Consider the following 22,926-nt stretch of genomic DNA (forward strand, 5'->3'; position numbering starts at 1 on the left):
TACCGCAGGCTTTATAGCGTGTATTTGAATTACGTGTTCGCTTATTGACGTTTAGCTCTTTGTGAAACTTCTTTTTTTAACCCTCTTTTTTGGGGGTTTGTTTTAAACTCTTTTTTTGGAGGGGTTTAATTTTTTTGAAGCCTTTGTTTTTGAATTCTCTTTTTAATGGGTTTCTTTTTTAAACTCTTTCTTTTTTAAACTCTTTTTTTTTAAACTCCTTTTTTCTTTGAACCCCCTTTGTTTTTTAAACTCCCTTTTTAAACTCTCTTTGTTTTGAAACTCCCTTTTTTTGGGGGTTTGATGAAAAATCCTTTTTCTTTTGAACCCCCTCTCTTAAATCCTCTTTTTTTTAGGGGGGTTGATGAAAAATCTTTTTTAGTATTTTTTATAACCAATGATAAAAGAGCTTGCCAAAAGCAAGCGATAATTTTAAAAATGAAAAAATCCTTTTAGCGTTTTTAGTGATTATTTAGTAGAAAACTTGACGCTACTTTAAGCGATAATCTCTTAAAAAGCGCTTCTTTAGGGGGGTTTAGTGGGGTTAAAAGGGTGAGAATGGTTTCAAATACTCCCTATCCATTTAATAAAATAAAATAAAACTTTAATAAAATAAGTTTTACAACAAAATGAGAGCTAAAACGATAAAACAAAGTTTCAAAACCCCATTTTTAAAATGATGTAAAGAACATTAAAATTAATAAAGCTTATGGTGGGAACGAAGCTGAAAACAACCTACCGCTTCAATTCAAAACCAAAGCGTTAAGTGCTAACCAAGCGACAAGTTAAAATACTCTTTAAAAGCGTTTTAGCGTGTTTTCACAAAGATGACTAAACCTTAAGCACGTTCAGATTTTTGCTTTTCTCTATACTCTATGATCATGCCGTGGATTTCATCTTTTAATTTTAATTTTTGTTTTTTCATGTGGCTGACTTCAGCGTCGCTAGCGTTTTGTTGCTCGGCGGTTTTGATGTCGTCATCAAGCTGGTTGTGTTTCTCAAAAATCTTATCAAAATGCGGATTATTCGCTTTTAACACGCTGATTTCGTCTCTAAATTCATGGAACATGGTTTTCTCCTTTAAGTTTGGATGTTTAAAGTATAATAAACTATCTTTTTAAAAAAATAACTTAAAAGAGCTATAAAATAGCCTTAAAATGCACGATAAAACAACAAAAGGGAATACCCATGGACATTCGCAACGAATTTTTACAATTTTTTAAAAATAAAGGGCATGAGATTTATCCCAGCATGCCTTTAGTGCCTAATGACGCCACCTTGCTTTTTACCAATGCCGGCATGGTGCAATTTAAAGATATTTTTACCGGTATAGTGCCGCGCCCTAGCATCCCTAGAGCGACAAGCTCGCAATTGTGCATGCGCGCAGGCGGCAAGCATAACGATTTAGAAAATGTCGGCTATACCGCAAGGCACCACACGCTTTTTGAAATGCTAGGGAATTTCTCTTTTGGGGATTATTTCAAAGAAGAAGCGATCTTGTTTGCGTGGGAATTTGTAACCAAAAATTTAGGGTTTAAGCCTAAAGATTTATACATCAGCGTGCATGAAAAAGACGATGAAGCCGTTAAGCTATGGGAAAAGTTTGTGCCTGTTGACAGGATTAAAAAAATGGGCGATAAAGATAATTTCTGGCAAATGGGCGATAGCGGGCCTTGCGGGCCTTGCAGCGAAATCTACATTGATCAAGGCGAAAAGCACTTTAAGGGGAGCGAGGATTATTTTGGGGGCGAGGGCGATAGGTTTTTAGAAATTTGGAATTTGGTGTTCATGCAATACGAACGCTCTAGTAATGGCGTTTTATCCCCCTTGCCAAAGCCTAGCATTGATACAGGCATGGGATTAGAAAGGGTGCAAGCGCTATTAGAACATAAGCTCAATAATTTTGATTCTTCATTATTTGCGCCTTTAATGGCAGAAATCAGCGATCTTACAAGCTTAGATTATGCGAGCGAATTTAAACCAAGCTTTAGGGTAGTGGCCGATCACGCAAGGGCGGTGGCGTTCTTGCTCGCTCAAGGGGTGCATTTCAATAAGGAAGGTCGTGGCTATGTTCTAAGGCGCATTTTAAGGCGAGCCTTAAGGCATGGGTATTTAATGGGCTTGAAAGAAGCGTTTTTATACAAAGTCGTGGGCGTGGTGTGCGAGCAATTTTCTAACACGCATGCGTATTTGAAAGAGTCTAAAGAAATGGTAATGAAAGAGTGCTTTGAAGAAGAAGAGCGCTTTTTAGAGACTTTGGAATCTGGCATGGAATTGTTTAACTTGTCTTTAAAGCATTTGAATGAAAATAAGATTTTTGATGGCAAGATCGCTTTCAAGCTTTATGACACCTTTGGTTTTCCTTTGGATTTAACAAACGACATGTTAAGAAGTCATGGGGCGTGCGCGGATATGCAAGGCTTTGAAAATTGCATGCAAGAGCAAGTGAAACGCTCTAAAGCTTCATGGAAAGGCAAACAAAATAACGCCGATTTTAGCGCTATTTTAAACGCTTATGCGCCTAATGAATTTGTGGGGCATGAAACGACGGAATGTCCTGCTAAAGTTTTAGGGTTTTTTGATAGCGATTTTAAAGAAATAACAGAAGCAAACCCTAACCAAGAAATCTGGGTGTTGCTAGAAAAAACCCCTTTTTATGCAGAAGGTGGGGGGGCTATAGGCGATAGGGGCGCGCTTTTAAAAGATAATGAAGAAGCGGCTTTGGTGCTAGATACAAAAAACTTTTTTGGGCTTAATTTTTCGCTCCTTGAAATCAAAAAAGCGCTAAAAAAAGGCGATCAAGTGATCGCACAAGTGAGCGATGAACGCTTAGAAATCGCCAAACACCATAGCGCGACGCATTTATTGCAGAGCGCTTTAAGAGAAGTTTTAGGCTCGCATGTGAGTCAAGCAGGGAGTTTGGTGGAATCCAAACGATTGCGCTTTGATTTCTCGCACCCTAAAGCGCTCAATGATGAAGAGCTAGAAAAAGTAGAAGATTTGGTTAATGCTCAAATTTTCAAGCACCTAAATAGCCAGGTGGAGCATATGCCTTTAAATCAGGCCAAAGATAAGGGAGCGTTAGCGTTATTTAGTGAAAAATACGCTGAAAATGTGCGGGTGGTGAGCTTTAAAGAAGCGTCCATTGAATTGTGTGGGGGCATTCATGTGGAAAATACTGGGCTTATTGGGGGGTTTAGGATCCTTAAAGAAAGCGGGGTGAGTAGTGGGGTCAGACGCATTGAAGCGGTGTGCGGGAAGGCCTTTTACCAACTGGCTAAAGAAGAAAGTAAAGAGCTTAAAAACGCTAAGATTTTATTGAAAAATAACGATGTCATAGCCGGCATCAACAAACTTAAAGAGAGCGCGAAAAACAGCCAAAAAGCCCCCGTTTCTATGGATTTACCGGTTGAAAAAATCCATGGCGTGAGTTTGGTGGTGGGCGTCGTGGAGCAAGGCGACATTAAAGAAATGATTGACCGATTGAAAAGTAAGCATGAAAGATTGCTCGCTATGGTGTTTAAACAAGAAAACGAGCGAATCACTCTCGCATGCGGGGTGAAAAACGCCCCCATAAAAGCGAACGCATGGGCTAATGAAGTGGCGCAAATTTTAGGGGGCAAAGGGGGCGGGAGAGATGATTTTGCGAGCGCTGGGGGCAAGGATATTGAAAATTTGCAAGCGGCGCTCAATTTAGCGAAAAATACCGCTCTTAAAGCTTTAGAGGGATAGCATGGAGCTTATTTTAGGCTCTCAATCCAGCGCTAGGGCGAATCTTTTAAAAGAGCATGGGATTAAGTTTGAACAAAAAGCGCTCTATTTTGATGAAGAAAGCCTAAAAACCACAGACCCTAGGGAGTTTGTCTATTTGGCGTGCAAGGGGAAATTGGAAAAAGCTAAAGAGTTACTTGCGAATAATTGCGTTATCGTGGTGGCTGATAGCGTGGTGAGCGTGGGTAATCGCATGCAACGAAAAGCTCAAAACAAGCGAGAAGCCCTTGAATTTTTAAAACGCCAAAATGGCAATGAAATAGAGGTTTTAACCTGCTCGGCATTGATTTCTCCTAAACTAGAATGGTTGGATCTATCGGTTTTTAGAGCGCGTTTAAAGGCGTTTGATCCTAGCGAGGTAGAAAAATATTTAGAGAGCGGCTTGTGGCAAGAAAGCGCGGGCTGTGTGCGTTTAGAGGACTTTCATAAGCCCTATATTAAAAACTCAAGCGAGAATTTAAGCGTGGGGTTGGGGCTGAATGTGGAAGGCTTGTTAGGGGCACTAAAATTAGGGGCTAAAATTGCATCGTTATAAACGCTATTATTTTATTTTAAAACACTCAACAATACTATTTTCTAGCCAACCCCCCCTTGACAAACAAAAAAAACGATACACTCCAGCATTTGATGTTTAAAGGGTTTCTCGCATTGGCGCATTTTATTTTTTCTGTTGCGGTGGTGCTTTTATGGTTGGTTGCGTGGGGAATATATCTCTTTTCTGGGAAGAGCTTCAAAAGAGAGATGGAAGAGATAGAAAATTCTGATCCCAATCAAAACAATCCTTTCATTACTGCTGCTATGGGTATTGGAGGTGCGGCTATCAGTATTTTTTTCCCAGATACCAAACCAATCGTTGATGGCGTCAAGCCGTTGGCTGAGAAAGGTTTGCAAGAGGCGTTTAGAAAAGACAAGCTCACAGAAGGGCAAAAAATTTCAATCTCTAGCTTAAGATTTTTGTCGTTATTTTGCATCGTTGTTGAAGCAATGATAGGCTTGTGTCTCATTTGGGGTTTCAATGGGCGGTCTTTTTGGAAAGTAACGGGTTATTTTCTTCTTTATGTGTTTTTTTGCTCCGCTTCAACATTTCCAAGTATACCTATTAATGGTATATTAGATGACCGATAATTGGCTTATGATAAAAAGCAATGTTTTTAGGCTTATCACTAAAAGATAAGCGTTAAAAACACTCTATCTAACTGATAAACCCCCTTGACAAACAAAAAAAGCGATATAATACAACATTTGATGTTTAAGGAGTTGTCATGGGGTCTTGGTCTCGTATTCTTTTATCAATCTTGGTGGTTGTTTTGGGATTAGCGCTTACTACCATGCTCATAAATTGGCATGTTTAGCGGGAATGATCTATTGTGGCTATGGCATTATTACAGATTTTAGCACTCTATCAGCCGCAATGGGGTGGTGGTCTTTATCAAAAATAACATGGTTTTGCATAGGTTATATCGCTTTATGGGGGCTTACGCTTTTTATGGGTTTTTTTACATGTTCTACAATGGAAGACTATTCGTAAAAATTGATTGAAAAAATTAAAATAGGGGGACGCTAGAACCTTTAAAAACAGGTTCTAGCAAAAATACAAGGTTAGGGATTATTTCCCAAAACGCCCACCGGTGGTAGGGTAGCCATAAATAGAGCCATCTTTGATTTTCATGTGATCTTCCCAAGGCAATTTGTATTTACCGGCGGCTAAGTCTTTGATGTAGGTTAAGCCTGCATCATGTTCTCCGCCCGGTTTAGCCACATACCCTCTATGGCCTAGGTTGTAAATGTTGTTTTCTAAGCCCCAACTTAAGCGAGCGTTGTCTGCCATTTTAGGATAGATTTCCCCGGTTACAATCTCCCAAGGGTTGCGGTGCCCTTGAACGAGAGTCGTGCCATCAAAGTTACAGATTTGCCCCTCACCAAAGTAGTAAAAGACATTGTCATAGCCGGCTAAATTCACGCTCACGGTATACATCAAATTGTGCCACGCGTTGGAGCGGTTGGTCAAAATCCATTGATCATTGACTTGAGTGCTATAGCCTGAAATGCGGATATACACATTGCACCCTTTATAGGCCGCTTCTCTAGCGAGCTCTGGAATCATGCCGTCATGGCAAATGCACACGGCTAATTTTGATCCGCCCGGACCCTCGCACACAGGCATTCCTAAATCCCCAGGATACCATGGCTCAATAGGATTCCATGGGAATAGCTTGCGGTATTTTAAAATGATTTTACCTTGCGGATCAATGATAATGGCAGTGTTGTAGGGGTTTTTGTTAGAATCAGGATTGCGTTCCATGATTGAAAAAACACCATAAACTTTCGCCTCTTTACACGCTTGAGCGTATAGCTCTGTCTCTTTACCCGGGACATCTAATAAAAACTCTTCGCTAAGCCACTTAGCGGTATTCAAACCTTGCGTGCTATACTCAGGGAAAATGATAAGCTCCACTCCCGGATACCCCGCTTTAGTCGCATGCAAGGTTCTGATAATGCTTTCAATATTGTGATCAATATCCTTACGGCTATTGACAATTGGCACAGGAAACTGAATGGCTGCCACTAAAAACCCTTCAATAGGTTTGCCCATACTACCGATACTTCCCATAATAACTCCTTCTAAAAAGTTTTGTCGCAATAACAATAACAATTATTGCGAGAGAATACTATTGCAAGAGAACTAATTTAGAGTAAATGCGAGATTTTTTGATAAAAAGATTTAAATCTATTTTTAAAGCGCTTTTCAGCCTCTATAGATGTTGCTTTAAACCCTTAAAAATCCTTTAACAATTCCACAAATTCTTTAAAAATATAATGGCTCTCTTTGGGGCCGGGGCTGCTTTCTGGGTGGTGCTGGACAGAAATAATGGGAGCGTTTTTATAGCGCACGCCCTCAATGGTGTTGTCAAAAAGGTTGCGGTGCGTGATGATAGCGATTTCTTCAATTTCTTCAGGGACGCAATAGTTGTGGTTTTGTGCAGTGATTTCCACGGCGTTTGTTTTTAGGTTTTTAACCGGGTGGTTGCTCCCATGATGGCCAAATTTGAGTTTGTAAGTGGGGTAGCCTTGCGCGATAGAGAGCAATTGATGCCCTAAGCAAATGCCAAACATGGGGATTTTAGCGTCAATGAGTTGTTTGATCTCGCCAATTTCTTGCTGCAAACTCAAAGGATCGCCCGGCCCGTTAGAGAGAAAAATCCCGCTAATTTCTTTTTTTTCATAGGCCTTAATCAGATCGTTAGCCTTAGTGTGGTGCGGGTAAATAAGGGCTTTTAACCCCACATTTTGAAGCTCGTTTAAAATATTGCCCTTAGCTCCAAAGTCTAACACAGCGATAATTTTATGGGAGGTTTTTTCATCAAAAGGCTTGTAATCTAGGGTTTTGAAATCAAAAGTAGCACGTTGGTGCGTGATGATTTTTGGCGTGGAAACGCTAGACACTAAGGGGGAGTGAGAAATTTTAGGGGCGTTTTTTAAAATTTTTTCAAGCTTGTTTTTGTCATGCTCTATCGTGGAAGCTATTATCATCAAGCACCCATGGTGTCGTAAGGTTTTAATCAAACTCCTGGTATCAACGCCACAAATCCCTAAAACGCCGCGCTCTTTCAAATAAGCACTCAAGCTAGAATCCGCCCTTGAGTTAGAAAAAAATTCGTTGTAATGGCGCGCTAAAACCCCTGCGCATGAAAAAAAGGATTCATCATCTTTAGAATTAGCGCCCACAACCCCAATTTCAGGCATGCTAAAAACCACAAATTGCCCCTTATAGCTAGGGTCGCTGATGACTTCTTGATAGCCGCTCATAGAAGTGTTAAAAACAAGCTCGCCCACTTGCGTGCCGCTAGCCCCAAAACTTTGAGCCTGTAAAAAAAGCCCGTTTTCTAAATAAAGAGAGACCATTATAAAAAGCCCTTGCGCCTTAATTCTTCTTCATAGAGCCTTTCAAACACCAACTCGTATTCATCGCTCCCTACGGGCAGTTTGCGTTTGTAATGCTTGATTTTTTCATGCACTTCATTTTCAATGCTTTCATACGCTTTAGAATAGGTGTCAATGGATTTGTAAATCAAATTTCTTATCAAATTTTCAGACACGCTAAACATGATCAAATCTTCATCTAAGATTTTATTCAAAATCTGGTGCGACAAATCGTTGCACCTTTCTTCCCAAAACAAATGAAAGCCCTCTTTTTGAGCGATCTGTCTTTTAATCATCCAAAAAAGCTGCCTTTCATCCATCCGCATGAATTCTATCTCATCGGTGTTTTCTTCTAAAAGCTCTCTGGCTTGCTCATCTATGGCGTTTTCTTTTTTAACGCTTTTTTCCAAAATCCCCTCTATCAATTCGCACAATAATTCTCTAGGGGCTTTTAATTCTAATAGTTTTGAATGGATAAAGTCGTTGGCAATCTTATGGCTTATGTGGGTGATATGGGTTAGTTTGAGTCTCATGATTTTTCTCGCGTATTTTATTTATTTTTAGAGTGTATTTTATCGTTTTTTAGATAAAACGCTTTTTAAAGAATTAATTTAATGGCGCACCAAACTATAGGATTGTAGAATTTTATCAGCGTAGATGATTGTAATATCCGGGCGTTTTTTAGAAATTTTAGTGTTAATGAGCCTTAACCTCCCCCCCTCTTTAATGCCATAGAATTGGAGCCTTAAAGCGAGTTGTTTATCGTTAGTGCGGATTTGATGGATTCCCCTTAATTGCAAGGCTGTAGCGACTTCTTTGGCTAAGAAATGCCGATTCAATAATTTTTCATTAGCACCAGAAATTTTACTCCCCCATAAAAAAAGCGTTTCAGTGAGCATTAAAAGATACAAACTAAAAACGCGCAAATAATACTGCCCCCTGAATTCCTTTAAACGCACCCTAAGGCTATTTAAAACGCTTTTAACAAACAAAGGCAAACCGATTAACGCTAAGGGGGCGAAAGTTCTTAAATCTATCTCTTGGCGCATGCTCAAAAGCAAAGGGAAAAGCCAACCGCTCGCGCTCATAAAGGCTAGTAACGATGGCTTTTTATCCAAAAGGGCTTTATAGAGCGTATAAGGGTAGTAGAGGAACAATAAGGGCGAATACAAAAGCATGAGTTCTAAGCAAGTGTCTATAAAATACCCGCTAGGCAAGCCTTTATTAAAATCCCCACTAAAAAGAGCGGTATTCACAATTAAAACCACCAAAGCAAAGATCGCGCTCTTAAAACAGTGTTTTCTTAAAGCGTAGGCAAAAACCCCTAGTAAAAGCGGGATAAACGCGCCGTCTAAAAACGCGCAAGCGCTAAGGGTGAAATAAGGGATTCTTTGGGTTTTGATATACAAATAGCTAACCAAAAGCCCAAGGCTTAACACCAACACGCTTTTAGCCAATAAAATCGCAAAGAGATTCACTCCAGGCAATAAAGCGTAAGTCAATACCACATAAAGGGCGTCTTTAGGCTTTTTTAAGATCTTTCGCCCTATAAAATAAAATAAAAACATGTTAATGAGATGAGCGATCAAAAAAGGCAATCTCAAAGCCAAATCGTTTTGGCCTAAAATAGCGGTGCTTTTTTGAGCGATTTGAACAAACCATGCGCTGCTATAAAAAAAGTCTTTCGCTTCATTGTAGCTGATAGAAATTTCTTTACTCATCAACAGCCCCAAAGCCAGGACTAAAAAAACCATGATGATAAAGACTAAATCGCTTAAATCAAAGCTCCTTGTTTTTTTCTCTGGATAAATAAAATAGCGGAAATATAACAGAGCGCTTTGTAAGGGGCTTAGTTGCATGGCTTAAATTTTTTTTAATTCTTTTAAAAGAGCGGGCAAGGCAATGAGTAAGCCTGAACATAAAATCAAAGCCACCCCTAAAGAGCTTTTAAGATCCAAAAATTTATCGCCTAAATACAGCCCAAACAACAGCCCCCAAACAATGCGGGTGTATTCAATGGGGGCAATGATCCCAGCAGGAGCGTTCATGTAAGCATAAGTTAAGAAATACTGCCCTAAAGTCCCGCTAATCCCTATTAAAGAAATCCACAAAATGTCTTCTTTTCTAGGAATATGAATGCCTGTGGATAAAAAAGGAATATCAATGAACATGCCTATTAATCCAAGAAGGCTCATGCCAAAAGCGAACGCTAAAATCACGGCTTGCTTGTCGTAATATTCCCTCAAATCCCTTAAAGTGATATACGCCAAAGACACAAAGATCCCGCTCAATATTCCCATAATAATTTCAACCGGCCCCACATTTTCCACGCTAGGATCGGAGATCAGCACCACCCCCACTAGCCCGATGCATGCAGAAATTAACGCGCTTCTTTTGAGCTTTTCTTTCAAAAGAAAAGGGGAAAGAAGCACCGTATAAATAGGCGCGCATTGCGAAAAAGCCGTCGCTGTAGCGAGTGAAATTTTTTCAATATTATAAAAAAACGCTAGCATGGCTAAGCCCCCCACAACGACCCTAAAAGCGAGCTTTTTAAAACCGCCTTGTTTGTAACTCTTCAAGCGGTAGGGTTTGAAAGGATAAATAAATAAGAGTAAGAGCGTCATGGTAATGGAGCGGTAAAACACGTTTTCCATAGGGGAAAAATAATCCGCTGTGATTTTAACAAACGCGCTCATGATCCCAAAGCATAAATTCGCCAAGAGTATCATTGAAACGCCAAACAAAATGGTATTACGCATGCCTTTTACCCATTAGATTAAAGATTTTTAGGGTAGTTTAACCTAAAATCTCTAATTAAGACTTAAAGTTTTTAAGCTCTAAAAGCATAAAAGTTGCATTGATTGATAAAATCATGCTATAACAATGTTCTAGGAGTTTTACCTTTTGTTTTATCTAGAATCATTCTAGAAGCTTCAGCATTTCAAACTCCTTATAGAAATATGAAAACATAAAAACACGAATCCTTTTTGAAAATAAACTCCTAGACCCTTTTTAAAGGGTTTGAACGCCACTATTAGAAAACTCTTTTAAGCTTTTTAAATCCCTTGTTTTGTTAAAACCCCATGCTAGAGGATTATCTCATTAGGGAATGAATTTTGCTTAATATCAGCGTAAAATTCAATTATAGGAAATTCGCATGGCTGTTTCTTCTATCAATCAGTTTGATTCTAACCTCTATGGGCTTTTAAACGCTAAAAGCGCTCCTAAAGAAGACCTAGCTCCTATTGAAAGCGCAGAAAAAATAGAGCGAGAAAAAAAGGACGCTCCAACAGAAAACCTCCCCTTTAACCCTGACAAGCGAGAGACTTACGGCTTTTTGGTTTTAGAATTGATGAGCGATAGAGAGTATGAGGCTTTTTTAAGGGCTACGGCCGGAATGGATGAGAGCCAAAAACGCCTTGCCGCTCAGTCGCTCTATAGTTTGACGGATTTTTATAACGGGAAATTCTCTAAAGAAGTAGAAAACGCCCCCAAGCAACCGGTGAATGGCTTGCACAAAAAAGCCTTTCAAACCTTTAACGCCACTAACCATAACGATTTTTTGCAACGCTACCAAAACGCTTACAACAACCCTTCAACGATGGATGTTACCCTTTAAAATGGGGTTAGGGTTGAGGCGCTTTTTTTAATCCGTTTCTTCCAAACTCTTAAACACCTTGATGAGATCGATATGCTCATCAATGTCATGCGCTCTTAAAATACTCGCTCCATTTTGCAGTGCCATTAAATGCAAACTCAAAGTGCCAGCGAGCCGGTCTTGAACTTCACGCCCGGTGATAAGCCCGATCGTGTTTTTACGGCTCGCTCCCACCAATAAGGGTTTTTTGAATTTGAGAAAGTGGCTTAAATGCTTGATTAAGGCTAAATTATGCTCTTTTAATTTAGCGAATCCAAACCCAATATCTAAAATAATATCTTGAAGCGCATATTTTTCTAAAACCTCTAGTTTTTCCTTAAAGAAGCGATCCATTTCATCAAATAAATTGTGGTAAAAAACATTTTCTTGCATGTCTTTGGGGGTTTTTTGAGTATGCATTAAAATGCAAGTGGGCTTGTAATCTTTTGCGACTTCTAGCATTTCAGCGCTATTAAAACCGCTCACATCATTAAGGATGGAAAAATAATGCTCTAAAGCCATTTGCGCGGTTGTGGCATGGTAGGTGTCTATGCTGAATTGAGCGCATTGGTAGAGTTTTTGGGATTTGATCTCTAATAAAATTTCTTTTAAGCGATCTTGCTCTGTTTTTGGATCAATGATTTCACTCTGCGGTCTTGAACTGGCCGCGCCTATATCAATGAGCGTGATACCCTTTTCTAGCCATTGATAGATTTCTTCAAGTGCTTTTTTACTATCAAACCGGCTCTTTTCATAGAAGCTATCCGGCGTGAGATTCAAGATTGCCATGATCTGTGGGGCGTTAGGCTTTTTGGCTTTGAGGTGGCTTTTTAATTCTTGCGCTAAATGTTTAAGCCCAAAGGGTTGGGAATGGCACTTAGTAATAAGGCGTTCTAATTGCTTAGCGCTCACAACCAACACCCCATCATAAAAAGGCTCTTTAGCTAAAATGCAATCTCTTGGCGTGGCAAAATCGCCCCCAACGCTGATGGCCTCTTGCTTTAAAATGAGCGTAGCGCTTAAGGGCAGATGCTGGATCTCAAAAACAAAGCTAACGCCTTTTTGATGCATACGATCTTGTGCGATCTTTTCTGGACCTATTTTTTGCAGAGCGTTTTTGAGCACATCAGGGTTAAGGCGTTTTACAATCATGGCGTTTTCTTTTTGGATAGAAGGCTTAAAAGCAAGGGTAAAAGATTGTAGCTGAGCTTGTAATAAGAGCTATTAGCCTTGATCGCTAAATCAAAGGCTTGCAATTCTTGCTCGTTTAAGGGGATCTTATGCCTATTAACGCTTTCTAACAGGCTTTCAATTTTTTCCCTCTGATTTTCTCTGGAATCAAAATTTTCTTTGTCTAAATTTTTTAAAAACGCATAAATATCTTTCAAATCCAGCCTTGATAAATCCAAATCCAAAGGTTTTAGGGGGATTTTTTGGCGTTTGTCTTCTTTGATTAGGCGGGATTTAATGGTGGCTAACACATGGTTTGGGCTTTTAGCGAACATGATAAAACAAACGTTATTTGGGGGTTCTTCTAAGATTTTTAAAAGCGCGTTTTGGGCTTCTACGCCATAACTGGGCGCGGCGATTAAAAAGGCGTTTAATTCGCTGTGTTTGAGATTGGCTTTGGATAGGACTTCTTTGGCATGTTCAATTTTAAAATCCTTGTTAAAAGTTTTGATCACCTTTTTGTCTTTTTCAATAATCTCCGTGTAGAATTTAATGTGGTGTTCAAAAAGGCTTGCAGTTTCTTCTAAACTCTCTTCAAGATTGTCCGTATAAATAAGGCGGTTGGAGTTTTTCACAGAGTAACCTTATTGTATAGTGCGCTAAAAAGCGCGTTTTCAAAGAGTTTGAAGAGTTGCAATAATTTATAATCTAGCAAGCTGTCATGCTCTTTTAAAAGCAAGCAATCTTCTTTAAGCTCTTCAAAAAGCCATAAAAAACTAGGGATTTTACTCAATAGTAAGGTTTTCAAGCCTTCATTTTCAATTTTCCCAACATGCCAAAACATGGGGTTTTGATAAGTCATCTCTATGGTGGCTAGAGAGAGATTCGCATCGTTTTTAGGGTAGAAAGAAGAAGCGTTAAAATCAATGACGGACAATAAGGGGCGCTCTTTTAAGTCTTTAGGGTTTAAGTTAGAAAGGATGTAGTTTAAAAACCAGTGCCTAGAAGAATCCGCACTTACTAATAACGATCCGCCATTAAGCACATGCGAGATGGTTTGTGCGATGAGTTTGGCATAGCTTGATCGCTCTAATTCCAGCCACCCGCTTTGTTGGGCGATAAACTCCCCTTGATCGCGCACAAATTCCTTGATCCAGTCGTAGAAATTTTTCATCGATCTAATTGATACACCGCATGCAAAGTTCTAACCGCTAATTCAGCGTATTTAATGTCAATCAAAACCGAAATTTTAATCTCGCTTGTAGAAATCATCATGATATTGATATTGTCTTTGGCTAGGGCTTTAAAAGCGATACTCGCTACCCCAGAATGCGACTTCATGCCCACGCCCACTATGGAAACTTTAGCGATATTTTCATCATAATCAATGGAATCCATTTGTGCTAAAAAAGGCTTTAAGGCTTGCTTGGTTTCTTCTATTTGGGTTTTAACGATCGTAAAATCCAAATCGGTTTTGCCGTCTCTGCCAATCGTTTGGACTATCATATCCACATTAATGCGATACTCCGCTAAAGCGCCAAAGATTTCAGCGGCAATGCCAGGCCGATCTTCCACGCCTTCCATGCTCACACGAGCCTGATTTTTATCCAATGCGATCCCACTCACTATAGGGGTTTCCATGCGTTCTCCTTTAAAGTCTTTTTCAGCCACAATGAGCGTGCCTTCGCTATGGTTAAACGAATTGCGAGTCACTAACTTCACGCTGAGTTTTTTGGCTAATTCCACCGAGCGGTTTAACAACACTTTAGCCCCCATAGAAGCCAGTTCAAGCATTTCATCATAGCTGATTTGCGCGATTTTTTGAGCCTTTTCTTCAATGCGCGGATCGGTGGTATAAACGCCATCCACATCCGTATAGATTTCACACAAATGCGCTTTTAAAGCCCCGGCCAAAGCGACCGCGCTCAAATCGCTCCCCCCACGCCCTAAAGTCGTTGTTTCGCCTTGAATATCAGCGCCTTGAAACCCAGCGATCACCACAATGTAGTTTTTTTCTAAAAGCTCTGTGATGCGTTGGGTGTCAATGGATTGGATCACGGCGTTTTGAAAATGCGAACTGGTTAAAATGCCCGCTTCTTTCCCGCTCAAGGAAATGGCTCTATGCCCATACCTCTCTAACGCCATGCTCAAAGCCGCGCTTGAAATCCATTCCCCCACGCTCACAATCCTGTCCATTTCTCGCTTGTTAGGGTTATGGCTAAAATTCTTGCCAAATTCTAAAAGCCTGTCGGTTTCGCCACTCATCGCCGAAACCACCACCACGACTTGATGCCCTAATTTAACGCTTTCTAAAACCCTTTGGGCGACATTGTGGATCCTTTCTATGCTGCCCATGCTCGTGCCGCCGTATTTTTGAACGATTAACACCCTATAAATACCCCTCTTTTCTAAAATAAGCGATGACTTGGCGGTACACCTGACGCTTAAAGGGAACGATTTTTTTAAGCAAATCCTTAAGATGAATGAATTGATAAGCCCTAAATTCTGGCGTGTGTTTGTTCAAATCAATGTTGTTCGCATGCTTTAGGCGCACTAAAAAATAGCGTTGTTTTTGCCCATCAAATGAATAGAATTTATGCTCCATGTTGCTTGGGAAATCATAGGCGATCCATCTGGGGTATTGCGCTAAAATCTCTATTTCATTCGTGCCAATTTCTTCTAATAATTCTCTATAAAGCGCTTCTAAAGGGGTCTCTCCCTCATCAATGCCCCCTTGGGGGAACTGCCACGCCCCTTCAATATCTATGCGCTCAGCGATAAAAACTTCGCATGCGTTAGGGTAGTCTGGCGACATGATAATGGCCGCAACATTAGGACGATATTTTTTATGTAGCATAGGTCTTTATTTTAGCTCTTTCTTGTTTGATTAAGATGGTATTATAGTGTATGCTGGCTTTAAGTAGGGTTAAGAATGCCATTAAAATCAAAAATTAAGAAAAAAGGGCTTGAAACCCATTTTAATAGCGCCCAAATAGCGCTACTAAAATTGAGAGAATTTATTTGAGAGTGGGGATGTATTTGGCTAAAGCTTTGATGTCTTCATCGCTTAATTTTTTAGCCTGCGCGGTCATGATAGGATTCTTGTTGGCACCGCTTTTAAAATCCATAAGATCTTTTTCAATTTCCGCTTCAGTCATCATGTTGACGATTTTGCTTTTGCCTAAAGCTTTCTTTTCAAACTTAACCCCATGGCAAGCGGCACAACTTTTTGCAAGGGCTTTAACATCGGTTGCCATTAAAGCGTTTGCGAACGCCAAAACGCCTAAAGCCATAATAACCTTTTTCATCGTTTGTCTCCTTGACTACCAAAATGATCTTAAAATGATACAATTACAAGTTTAAGTTTTGCTTAAAAATGAAGTGAAAATGAGAGAAATAAATATGATTTTATACATTCATATCCCTTTTTGTGAAAATAAATGCGGTTATTGCGCTTTCAATTCCTATGAAAACAAGCATGGGCTAAAAGAAGAATACACTCAAGCGCTATGCCTGGATTTAAAGCATGCCTTAAGCCAAACTGACGAACCAATTGAAAGTATTTTTATTGGCGGTGGCACGCCTAACACTTTGAGCGTGAAAGCTTTTGAAAGAATTTTTGAAAGCATTCATCAACATGCGTGCTTGAGCTTGGATTGTGAGATCACCACTGAAGCTAACCCCGAATTGATTTCTAAAGCTTGGTGTCAAGGCTTAAAAGATTTAGGGATCAACCGCTTGAGTTTAGGGGTGCAAAGTTTTAGGGAGGATAAATTATTGTTTTTAGAGCGCCAACATTCCAAAAATATCGCTCCCGTGATAGAAACTATTTTAAAAAGCGGGATTGAAAATATCAGCATTGATTTGATTTATAACACCCCATTAGACAATGAAAGCTCTTTAAAAGAAGAACTAAAACTCGCTAAAGAACTCCCCATCAACCACTTGAGCGCTTACGCTTTGAGCGTTGAAAAAAACACGAATTTAGAAAAAAACGCCAAAAAACCCTCATGCGTGGATTTTGACAATGTGGTGAGAGAGGCTTTAGAGGGCTTTTCTTTCAAGCAATACGAAGTGTCTAATTACGCTAGAGATTATCAAGTCAAACACAACTTAGCTTACTGGGGGGCTAAAGATTATTTAGGGTGTGGGGCTGGGGCTGTAGGTTGCGTGGCGAATGAGCGTTTTTTTGCGAAAAAACTCATAGAAAACTACATCAAAGACCCGTTAAAACGCCAAGTTGAGACGCTTAGCGAACAAGACAAGCGCTTAGAAAAGCTGTTTTTAGGCTTAAGATGCGTGCTGGGGGTTGAGCTTAGTTTCTTAGATGAAAATAAAGTAAAGTTTTTGATTGAAGAGAATAAGGCTTTCATTAAAAATAACCGATTGGTAGCGAGCGATTTTTTCATGGCCGATGAAATGGCTTTGTGGCTGTTGTAAGGCTCTGCTTTAATCAAGCGTTAATAAAACGCTAAAAAGCGTTTTTTAATTAATGCCTACAAAATTTTTAGCCAAAAACCAACCAATGGCTACCCCAATAAGCCCTAAAATGTTAGTGCCTAAGGCATAGGAAACGGCTTCAATATATTGGGATTTTTGCAAGAGTTTTAAAGTGTCTAGCCCATAAGAAGAAAAGGTCGTAAAACCCCCTAAAACCCCAGTTATAAAGAAAATCCCAAAATCATCACCAAAAACTTTTTTAGCGGCCAAATGCCCCATAAAGCCGATGACAAAACACCCTATGAGATTCACGCTAAAAGTCCCTAAAGGGAAACTTTCAAACATTAAAAATTTACTGGGCATCACTTTGCCCACAAAATACCTTAACGAACTCCCTATAGCCCCTCCTAAAGCGGCCCATAAAAAGACAAGATTCATGCATCATCCTTTAAAAATCAATAGAGAGCATTATAATAAGATGTTTTTAATATTCCTTAATCCTCAAATTTAAAGCCAGTTCTAAACACGCTTCTAAGGAAGGCTTTTGGGCAATATAGCTTGGAATGCCTTTCTCTTGTAAATAAGAAGCGGTCGTGTTGCCAATGCTGATAGCGGTGTAATTTTCTAAAAATTCAAAATAGCGCAAAAAGGCTTTTGCATGGCTTATAGCGGTAAAAATAAGAACGCTCTTTTCTTTGGGTTTTAGGGCGTTTTGTTCGCTTAAAGTCAAATGTTTGAGCTTGTTTTCATAAACAACGGCTTGTTGGAAATTGATGCCATGCTCTAAAAGAATGGTGTCTAAAGAAGAGGCAATTTCTTTTGCCCTGAGATACAAAACGCTTTTTTTTTCCAATAAAGGAAGGATTTCTTTGGCGAACTCTTTGCCATGGGCTTTTTCCCCTATAAAGGCGACTTTAAAATGGTGATCTTGTAGAGTTTTGGCGGTGGGTTCGCTCAAAGCGTAAGCAGGAATGTTTTGTAACATTTTGAGCTTGGGGCTGTTTTTTAGGGTTTCTAACAAGGAAAACACCGCATTTTTAGAAGTGAAAATCAGGGCGTTAAAAGGGGTTAAATCCAATTCTAAAGGATAGTAGTGCAATTCGTTTAAAATGAGAGTCTTATAAGGGGCGATTCTTTGAGAATGCACCCATACAATCTCCCTCATGCCTAGTTTTTCTTATTGCTCAAAGAGGTATCATCATAGACCATTCTAAAGCCGTATTTTTCAAAATCATAGACATTGCCCTCTAAATAATAGGGCGTATAGCCTAATTCATGCATGCTTTTAGCCGCATCTAAAGCCCTGCGACCAGCCCTGCAATGGAGCAACACTTTTTTATCTTTGTGTTGGGCTAAAAAATCAGCGAGCTTTTCTTGGTCATTGACGCTAATGAGCGTAGCGTTAGGCAAATGCAATTCTTCATATTCGTCCAATTCGCGCACATCTACGACAATAAAATCATTGAAATTGACTTCTTCTAAACTGATTGCATAATCTTCAAGCATGTTTATCCTTAATTTTTAAAGTAAGGTTATGTTACAATGATTTGATAAATAGGAATGTTTAAGGAGTGCGTGTGGAAGAAAATTATCATGCTTTTTTTACCGAAGCGAGCGGGTTTTTAAACGAGCGGATCTTTAAGGATTATTTACGCCGTTTGGCTTATGGCATTGATGCGTCATGTTATCGTTATATCCCTAAAATAGTCGTTTGGGTGAAAAGTGAAGAAGAAGTCCAAAAGCTTTGTGTTTTAGCCAAAAAGCATGGCGTTACATTGACTTTTAGAGCGGCTGGGAGTTCCTTATCAGGGCAAGCGAGCTGTGATGGGGTGCTAGTTATGGTTACGCATTTTTTCAAAGACGCTAAAATTTTAAATAACGCTACAAGCATCCAGCTCTCATGCGGAGTCATAGGAAGCAACGCGAACGCTTTATTAAAACCTTATCATAAAAAAATAGGCCCAGATCCCGCTACGATAAACACCGCTATGATAGGAGGGATTGTTGCCAATAACGCTAGCGGGATGTGTTGCGGGGTGGAGCAAAACAGCTACAAAACCCTAAAATCCTTAAGAGTGATCTTATCTGATGGCACTCTTTTAGACACCGCCAATCAAAAGAGCGTTGAGGGTTTCAAAAACGCGCGCAAAGATTTGATTGAAGGGGTTTTAAACTTAAGAAAAGAGATTTTAAAAGATAAAGAATTGCATGCTTTAATTAAGAAAAAATACGAGATCAAAAACACCACCGGCTATAGCTTAAACGCTCTCATTGATTTTGAAGATCCTATTGAAATCATTAGCCATTTATTCATAGGCTCTGAGGGGACTTTAGGCTTTATTTCAAGCGTGGGATTAGAATGCGTGAAAGACTACGCTTATAAAACTTGCGCGTTATTGTTTTATGAAAATTTAGAGCGATGCGCCAAAGCCGCTCAAATTTTAGCCGCCTTAAAAGCCAAACAGCCTGAAACGATTTCTTCAGCAGAGCTTATGGATTATGCGTCCTTAAAAAGCGTGAAAGGTTTGGAGGGCATGCCTAGCGTGGTTTTAGAAATCAAAGAGCCTAACGCATGCTTACTCATTCAAAGCGAAAGCGATGATCCTTTAATTTTGGAAAACAACATGCAAACGATTTTAAACGCTTTGAATGCGATACCGGTCGTTTTAGATTCTCAAATCAGCAGTGATCCTACTATTTATCAATCGTGGTGGAAGATCAGAAAAGGCATTTTCCCTATCGCAGCGTCTCAAAGAAAAAGCCAAAGCTCTGTGATCATTGAAGACGTGTGCTTCAGTCAAGAAAATTTTGTAGAGGGGGCAAAAGCGATTGAAGGGCTTTTAAAAAAACATGGCTTTAAGGATAATGGCATTATTTTTGGGCATGCCTTAAGCGGGAATTTGCACTTTGTCGTTACGCCGATTTTAGAAAATGAAACTGAAAGAAAAGCGTTTGAAAATTTAGTTTCTGACATGTTTTTAATGGTGAGCGAAAGCTCTGGCTCTATTAAAGCCGAACATGGCACAGGCAGGATGGTAGCCCCCTTTGTGGAAATGGAGTGGGGGGAAAAAGCCTATAAAATTCACAAACAAATCAAAGAATTGTTTGATCCTAACGGCATTTTAAACCCTGATGTGATCATCACAAACGATAAAGAAATCCACACTAAAAATTTAAAGAGCATTCACCCTATTGAAGAGCATTTGGACATGTGCATGGAATGCGGGTTTTGTGAAAGGGTTTGCCCTAGCAAAGATTTATCTTTAACGCCACGACAACGAATCGTTATCCACAGAGAGATAGAGCGTTTAAAAGAAAGGGTAAGCCATGGTCATAATGAAGATCAGGTTTTATTAGATGAGCTTTTAAAAGAGTCTGAATATTTAGCACACGCCACTTGTGCGGTGTGCCATATGTGTTCTACCCTATGCCCTTTAGAAATTGATACCGGGAGCATCGCTTTAAATTATTATCAAAAGAACCCTAAAGGCGAAAAGATCGCTTCAAAGATCCTTAATCACATGCAAACAACCACAAGCGCGGCTCGTTTTTCTTTAAAAAGTGCTTTCGTGGTTCAAAAACTCATAGGCTCTCACAACTTAGTGAGCCTGACTAAAGGGATTAAAAAATTCATCAAGCCCTTCCCTAAAGCCTTTCATTACATGCCCAAAAACAACGCCTATCCTTTAGAAAATAAAACGCACAAGAGCGAAGAAAAAGTCATTTATTTCAGCACCTGCATCAACCGCTCGTTCGCTCCATCAACCAAAATGGCGGATAAAAGATGCATTCAAGAAGTGTTTGAATCCTTATGCCAAAAAGCCAAAGTTTCGGTAATGTATCCTAATGGATTGGATGCGCTTTGTTGCGGGAAAGCCTTCATCAATTACACCGACTTAACCAAACAAAACAATGAAAAAAACCATGCGATTTTTTTACAATTAAGCGATAACGGCAAGATACCGATTGTTTTAGACCATAGCGCATGTTCGACGCATTTTATCAAGCAAATGAAAGCTTATAAGGATTTGAAAGTCTATGATTTGAGCGTCTATATTGAAGAAGTTCTAAGCCCTAAATTAAAATTCAACCCCATTAACGAAGACATAGGGTTATACACGATGTGCGCTTTAAAGTTAGAAAATAAAGAAGAATTGTTATTGAGTTTGGCTAAAAAATGCACTTTGGGCGAGATTGTCATCCATAAAGAGACGGGTTGTTGCGGCTTTGCGGGGAATAAGGGCTTTTTTACCCCTGAATTGAACGAGAGCGCTTTAAACGGCTTTCAAGCGTTTTACCAATCCTATGATCTTAAAAGGGGTTTTTCCACTTCTAGCACTTGCGAAATCGGTTTGAGTGAAAAAACCCGATTTTCTTGGCAGCATATCGCTTATTTAGTGGATGCTTGCACGCTTTAAATGGTGTATGATAAAGAATTTCTTTAAAGGGTAAAGGCATTGGATAACACTCTCAAACATCTTGCCATTATTATGGATGGTAATGGCAGGTGGGCTAAATTAAAGAATAAAGCTAGGGCTTATGGGCATAAAAAAGGCGTAAAAACCCTTAAAGACATCACGATCTGGTGCGCTAATCATAAGTTAGAATGCTTGACTTTATACGCTTTTTCTACGGAAAATTGGAAACGCCCTAAAAGTGAAGTGGATTTTTTAATGAAAATGCTTAAAAAATACCTTAAAGATGAGCGATCCACTTACTTGGATAATAACATACGCTTCAGAGCGATAGGGGATTTAGAGGGCTTTTCTAAAGAACTGAGAGATACGATCTTGCAGCTTGAAAACGATACTGGGCATTTTAAGGATTTTACGCAAGTTTTAGCCCTCAATTACGGATCTAAAAACGAGCTTTCAAGAGCCTTTAAAAGCTTGCTAGAAAGCCCGCCTAGCAATATAAGCCTTTTAGAAAGTTTAGAAAATGAAATTTCTAATCGTTTAGACACGCGCGATTTGCCGGAAGTGGATTTATTGTTACGAACGGGGGGGGAAATGCGCTTGTCTAATTTTTTATTGTGGCAGTCCAGCTATGCGGAATTGTTTTTCACGCCGATTTTATGGCCTGATTTCACCCCCAAAGATTTAGAAAATATCATTAGCGATTTTTACAAAAGGGTGCGCAAATTCGGGGAATTAAAATGCTAGTAGAAATAGAGAATTTGACTAAAACCTATGGGAGTTTAAAAGCGTTAGACAATATCAATTTGAAACTACCCAAACAGCAATTTATAGGGCTTTTAGGCCCTAATGGAGCGGGTAAAACCACTCTGTTAAAAATTTTAGCCGGATTGAATTTGAACTATCAAGGGGAAGTGAAAATTTTAAATCAAAAGATCGGCATAGAAACTAAAAAAAGCGTGGCGTTTTTAAGCGATGGCGATTTTTTAGATCCTAAATTAACGCCTTTAAAAGCGATCGCTTTTTACAAGGATTTTTTCAGCGATTTTGATGAATCAAAAGCCCTAAATTTACTGAAACGCTTCAGCGTGCCTTTAAAAAGAGAGTTCAAAGCCCTTTCAAAAGGCATGAGGGAAAAATTGCAGCTGATTTTAACCCTATCACGAAACGCTTCTTTGTATCTTTTTGATGAGCCGGTGGCTGGGATTGACCCTATTGCAAGAGAAGAGATTTTTGAACTCATCGCTAGTGAGTTTAGCCAAAACGCAAGCTTGTTAGTCTCTACGCATTTGGTGGTGGATGTGGAAAAGTATTTAGACAGCGCGATTTTTTTAAAAGAAGCCAAAGTAGTGGCTTTTGGGGATGTGGGGGAATTAAAAAAAGGGTATAGCAGTTTGGAAAGAGCGTATAAAGAAAGGTTGAAATAAATCAGTCAGTTTCTCTTAAAGCGCCTAAACGCCAATTAAAACTATCATGGATCGCTTGAATATTTTTGCATGGAATTTCTTTAAAATTTAAGTATAATTGTAAGCATCGCCTGGGTGATTTGCGTTTCTTATTTGATGGCAAGTTCGT

General features: G+C 39.4%; 24 protein-coding genes and 1 pseudogene. 9 read left to right on the top strand and 16 right to left on the bottom strand.

All coding sequences use genetic code 11. The features are described from left to right. Positions 1-835 precede the first annotated feature (835 nt). Positions 836-1,066, bottom strand: coding sequence for a YdcH family protein (locus I6852_RS05400; protein WP_021173158.1), 231 nt, complete (start codon positions 1,064-1,066; stop codon positions 836-838). Positions 1,067-1,185: 119 nt separating this feature from the next. Here I6852_RS05400 and alaS point away from each other — a divergent pair, with 119 nt between their 5' ends. The 4 genes from alaS to I6852_RS05420 all read left to right on the top strand — a co-directional run bounded on the left by alaS (position 1,186) and on the right by I6852_RS05420 (position 5,296). Beyond that, complete coding sequence (gene alaS / locus I6852_RS05405) at positions 1,186-3,729, top strand: alanine--tRNA ligase (RefSeq protein WP_197292038.1); 2,544 nt, start codon at positions 1,186-1,188, stop codon at positions 3,727-3,729. Between the two features lies 1 nt (position 3,730). Next, positions 3,731-4,303, top strand: a complete 573-nt coding sequence (gene maf, locus I6852_RS05410) for a septum formation inhibitor Maf (protein ID WP_197292037.1) — start codon at positions 3,731-3,733, stop codon at positions 4,301-4,303. 113 nt (positions 4,304-4,416) lie between these two features. Next, positions 4,417-4,893 carry a hypothetical protein gene (locus tag I6852_RS05415; protein WP_000929921.1) on the top strand — a complete coding sequence of 159 codons (477 nt, stop codon included), beginning with the start codon at positions 4,417-4,419 and terminating at the stop codon, positions 4,891-4,893. A gap of 145 nt (positions 4,894-5,038) precedes the next feature. After that, on the top strand, positions 5,039-5,296 hold the full coding sequence (locus tag I6852_RS05420) for a hypothetical protein (RefSeq protein ID WP_197292036.1): 258 nt from the start codon (positions 5,039-5,041) through the stop codon (positions 5,294-5,296). 78 nt (positions 5,297-5,374) lie between these two features. Here I6852_RS05420 and I6852_RS05425 read toward each other — a convergent pair whose 3' ends face one another. The 6 genes and pseudogenes from I6852_RS05425 to I6852_RS08005 all read right to left on the bottom strand — a co-directional run bounded on the left by I6852_RS05425 (position 5,375) and on the right by I6852_RS08005 (position 10,724). Further along, positions 5,375-6,379 (bottom strand): formamidase, encoded by a 1,005-nt coding sequence (locus I6852_RS05425; RefSeq protein WP_000534792.1) that lies wholly within the window; start codon positions 6,377-6,379, stop codon positions 5,375-5,377. 164 nt (positions 6,380-6,543) lie between these two features. Beyond that, positions 6,544-7,671 carry a glutamine-hydrolyzing carbamoyl-phosphate synthase small subunit gene (gene carA / locus I6852_RS05430; RefSeq protein WP_197292035.1) on the bottom strand — a complete coding sequence of 376 codons (1,128 nt, stop codon included), beginning with the start codon at positions 7,669-7,671 and terminating at the stop codon, positions 6,544-6,546. Next, entirely contained in the window at positions 7,671-8,222 is a 552-nt protein-coding gene (locus tag I6852_RS05435) for a DUF507 family protein (protein ID WP_001237438.1), read from the bottom strand. The genes carA and I6852_RS05435 overlap by 1 nt, the downstream gene beginning before the upstream one ends. A 78-nt stretch (positions 8,223-8,300) precedes the next feature. Continuing rightward, a complete protein-coding gene (locus I6852_RS05440; RefSeq protein ID WP_197292034.1) occupies positions 8,301-9,548 on the bottom strand; it encodes a glycosyltransferase family 39 protein in 1,248 nt (415 codons plus the stop codon). Between the two features lie 3 nt (positions 9,549-9,551). Beyond that, positions 9,552-10,448 (bottom strand): DMT family transporter, encoded by an 897-nt coding sequence (locus I6852_RS05445; protein WP_197292033.1) that lies wholly within the window; start codon positions 10,446-10,448, stop codon positions 9,552-9,554. Positions 10,449-10,503: 55 nt separating this feature from the next. Next, a pseudogene (locus I6852_RS08005) lies at positions 10,504-10,724 on the bottom strand (hypothetical protein). A 122-nt stretch (positions 10,725-10,846) separates the two neighbouring features. On the opposite strand from I6852_RS08005, the gene I6852_RS05450 reads away from it, so the two are divergent. Then, positions 10,847-11,308 (top strand): hypothetical protein, encoded by a 462-nt coding sequence (locus I6852_RS05450; protein WP_139543756.1) that lies wholly within the window; start codon positions 10,847-10,849, stop codon positions 11,306-11,308. Between the two features lie 27 nt (positions 11,309-11,335). On the opposite strand, the gene folP is transcribed toward I6852_RS05450, so the two are convergent. The 6 genes from folP to I6852_RS05480 form a co-directional block, all read right to left on the bottom strand. Beyond that, entirely contained in the window at positions 11,336-12,478 is a 1,143-nt protein-coding gene (gene folP / locus I6852_RS05455) for a dihydropteroate synthase (protein ID WP_197292032.1), read from the bottom strand. Further along, positions 12,475-13,131: a DNA polymerase III subunit delta' gene (locus I6852_RS05460; RefSeq protein WP_079357580.1), complete on the bottom strand. Its 657-nt coding sequence runs from the start codon at positions 13,129-13,131 to the stop codon at positions 12,475-12,477. Before I6852_RS05460 ends, folP begins: the two co-directional genes overlap by 4 nt. Further along, positions 13,128-13,670, bottom strand: a complete 543-nt coding sequence (locus I6852_RS05465) for a HobA family DNA replication regulator (RefSeq protein WP_000788233.1) — start codon at positions 13,668-13,670, stop codon at positions 13,128-13,130. The genes I6852_RS05460 and I6852_RS05465 overlap by 4 nt, the downstream gene beginning before the upstream one ends. After that, the gene (locus I6852_RS05470) at positions 13,667-14,884 is read right to left on the bottom strand and encodes an aspartate kinase (RefSeq protein ID WP_197292031.1); all 1,218 of its coding nucleotides are present in this window, start codon (positions 14,882-14,884) and stop codon (positions 13,667-13,669) included. The genes I6852_RS05465 and I6852_RS05470 overlap by 4 nt, the downstream gene beginning before the upstream one ends. A gap of 1 nt (position 14,885) precedes the next feature. Continuing rightward, complete coding sequence (locus I6852_RS05475) at positions 14,886-15,353, bottom strand: RNA pyrophosphohydrolase (protein WP_000902569.1); 468 nt, start codon at positions 15,351-15,353, stop codon at positions 14,886-14,888. Positions 15,354-15,513: 160 nt separating this feature from the next. Continuing rightward, complete coding sequence (locus I6852_RS05480) at positions 15,514-15,804, bottom strand: c-type cytochrome (RefSeq protein WP_127961171.1); 291 nt, start codon at positions 15,802-15,804, stop codon at positions 15,514-15,516. Between the two features lie 94 nt (positions 15,805-15,898). On the opposite strand from I6852_RS05480, the gene hemW reads away from it, so the two are divergent. Continuing rightward, on the top strand, positions 15,899-16,936 hold the full coding sequence (gene hemW, locus I6852_RS05485; protein WP_197292039.1) for a radical SAM family heme chaperone HemW: 1,038 nt from the start codon (positions 15,899-15,901) through the stop codon (positions 16,934-16,936). A gap of 45 nt (positions 16,937-16,981) precedes the next feature. On the opposite strand, the gene crcB is transcribed toward hemW, so the two are convergent. The 3 genes from crcB to I6852_RS05500 are packed head-to-tail and all read right to left on the bottom strand — an operon-like array spanning position 16,982 to position 18,442. Then, on the bottom strand, positions 16,982-17,374 hold the full coding sequence (crcB, locus tag I6852_RS05490) for a fluoride efflux transporter CrcB (protein ID WP_197292030.1): 393 nt from the start codon (positions 17,372-17,374) through the stop codon (positions 16,982-16,984). A 46-nt stretch (positions 17,375-17,420) separates the two neighbouring features. After that, on the bottom strand, positions 17,421-18,101 hold the full coding sequence (locus I6852_RS05495) for a uroporphyrinogen-III synthase (RefSeq protein WP_197292029.1): 681 nt from the start codon (positions 18,099-18,101) through the stop codon (positions 17,421-17,423). A gap of 2 nt (positions 18,102-18,103) precedes the next feature. Further along, positions 18,104-18,442 carry a rhodanese-like domain-containing protein gene (locus tag I6852_RS05500; protein ID WP_079297608.1) on the bottom strand — a complete coding sequence of 113 codons (339 nt, stop codon included), beginning with the start codon at positions 18,440-18,442 and terminating at the stop codon, positions 18,104-18,106. Between the two features lie 71 nt (positions 18,443-18,513). Here I6852_RS05500 and I6852_RS05505 point away from each other — a divergent pair, with 71 nt between their 5' ends. The 3 genes from I6852_RS05505 to I6852_RS05515 are packed head-to-tail and all read left to right on the top strand — an operon-like array spanning position 18,514 to position 22,778. After that, complete coding sequence (locus I6852_RS05505) at positions 18,514-21,354, top strand: FAD-binding and (Fe-S)-binding domain-containing protein (protein ID WP_197292028.1); 2,841 nt, start codon at positions 18,514-18,516, stop codon at positions 21,352-21,354. Between the two features lie 39 nt (positions 21,355-21,393). Continuing rightward, positions 21,394-22,098, top strand: a complete 705-nt coding sequence (locus I6852_RS05510) for a di-trans,poly-cis-decaprenylcistransferase (RefSeq protein ID WP_197292027.1) — start codon at positions 21,394-21,396, stop codon at positions 22,096-22,098. After that, positions 22,092-22,778, top strand: coding sequence for an ABC transporter ATP-binding protein (locus tag I6852_RS05515; protein WP_079355360.1), 687 nt, complete (start codon positions 22,092-22,094; stop codon positions 22,776-22,778). Before I6852_RS05510 ends, I6852_RS05515 begins: the two co-directional genes overlap by 7 nt. Positions 22,779-22,926: the final 148 nt, after the last annotated feature.

Origin of the sequence: Helicobacter pylori (assembly GCF_015904775.1) — a bacterium.
Taxonomy (GTDB): Bacteria; Campylobacterota; Campylobacteria; order Campylobacterales; family Helicobacteraceae; genus Helicobacter; species Helicobacter pylori_DM.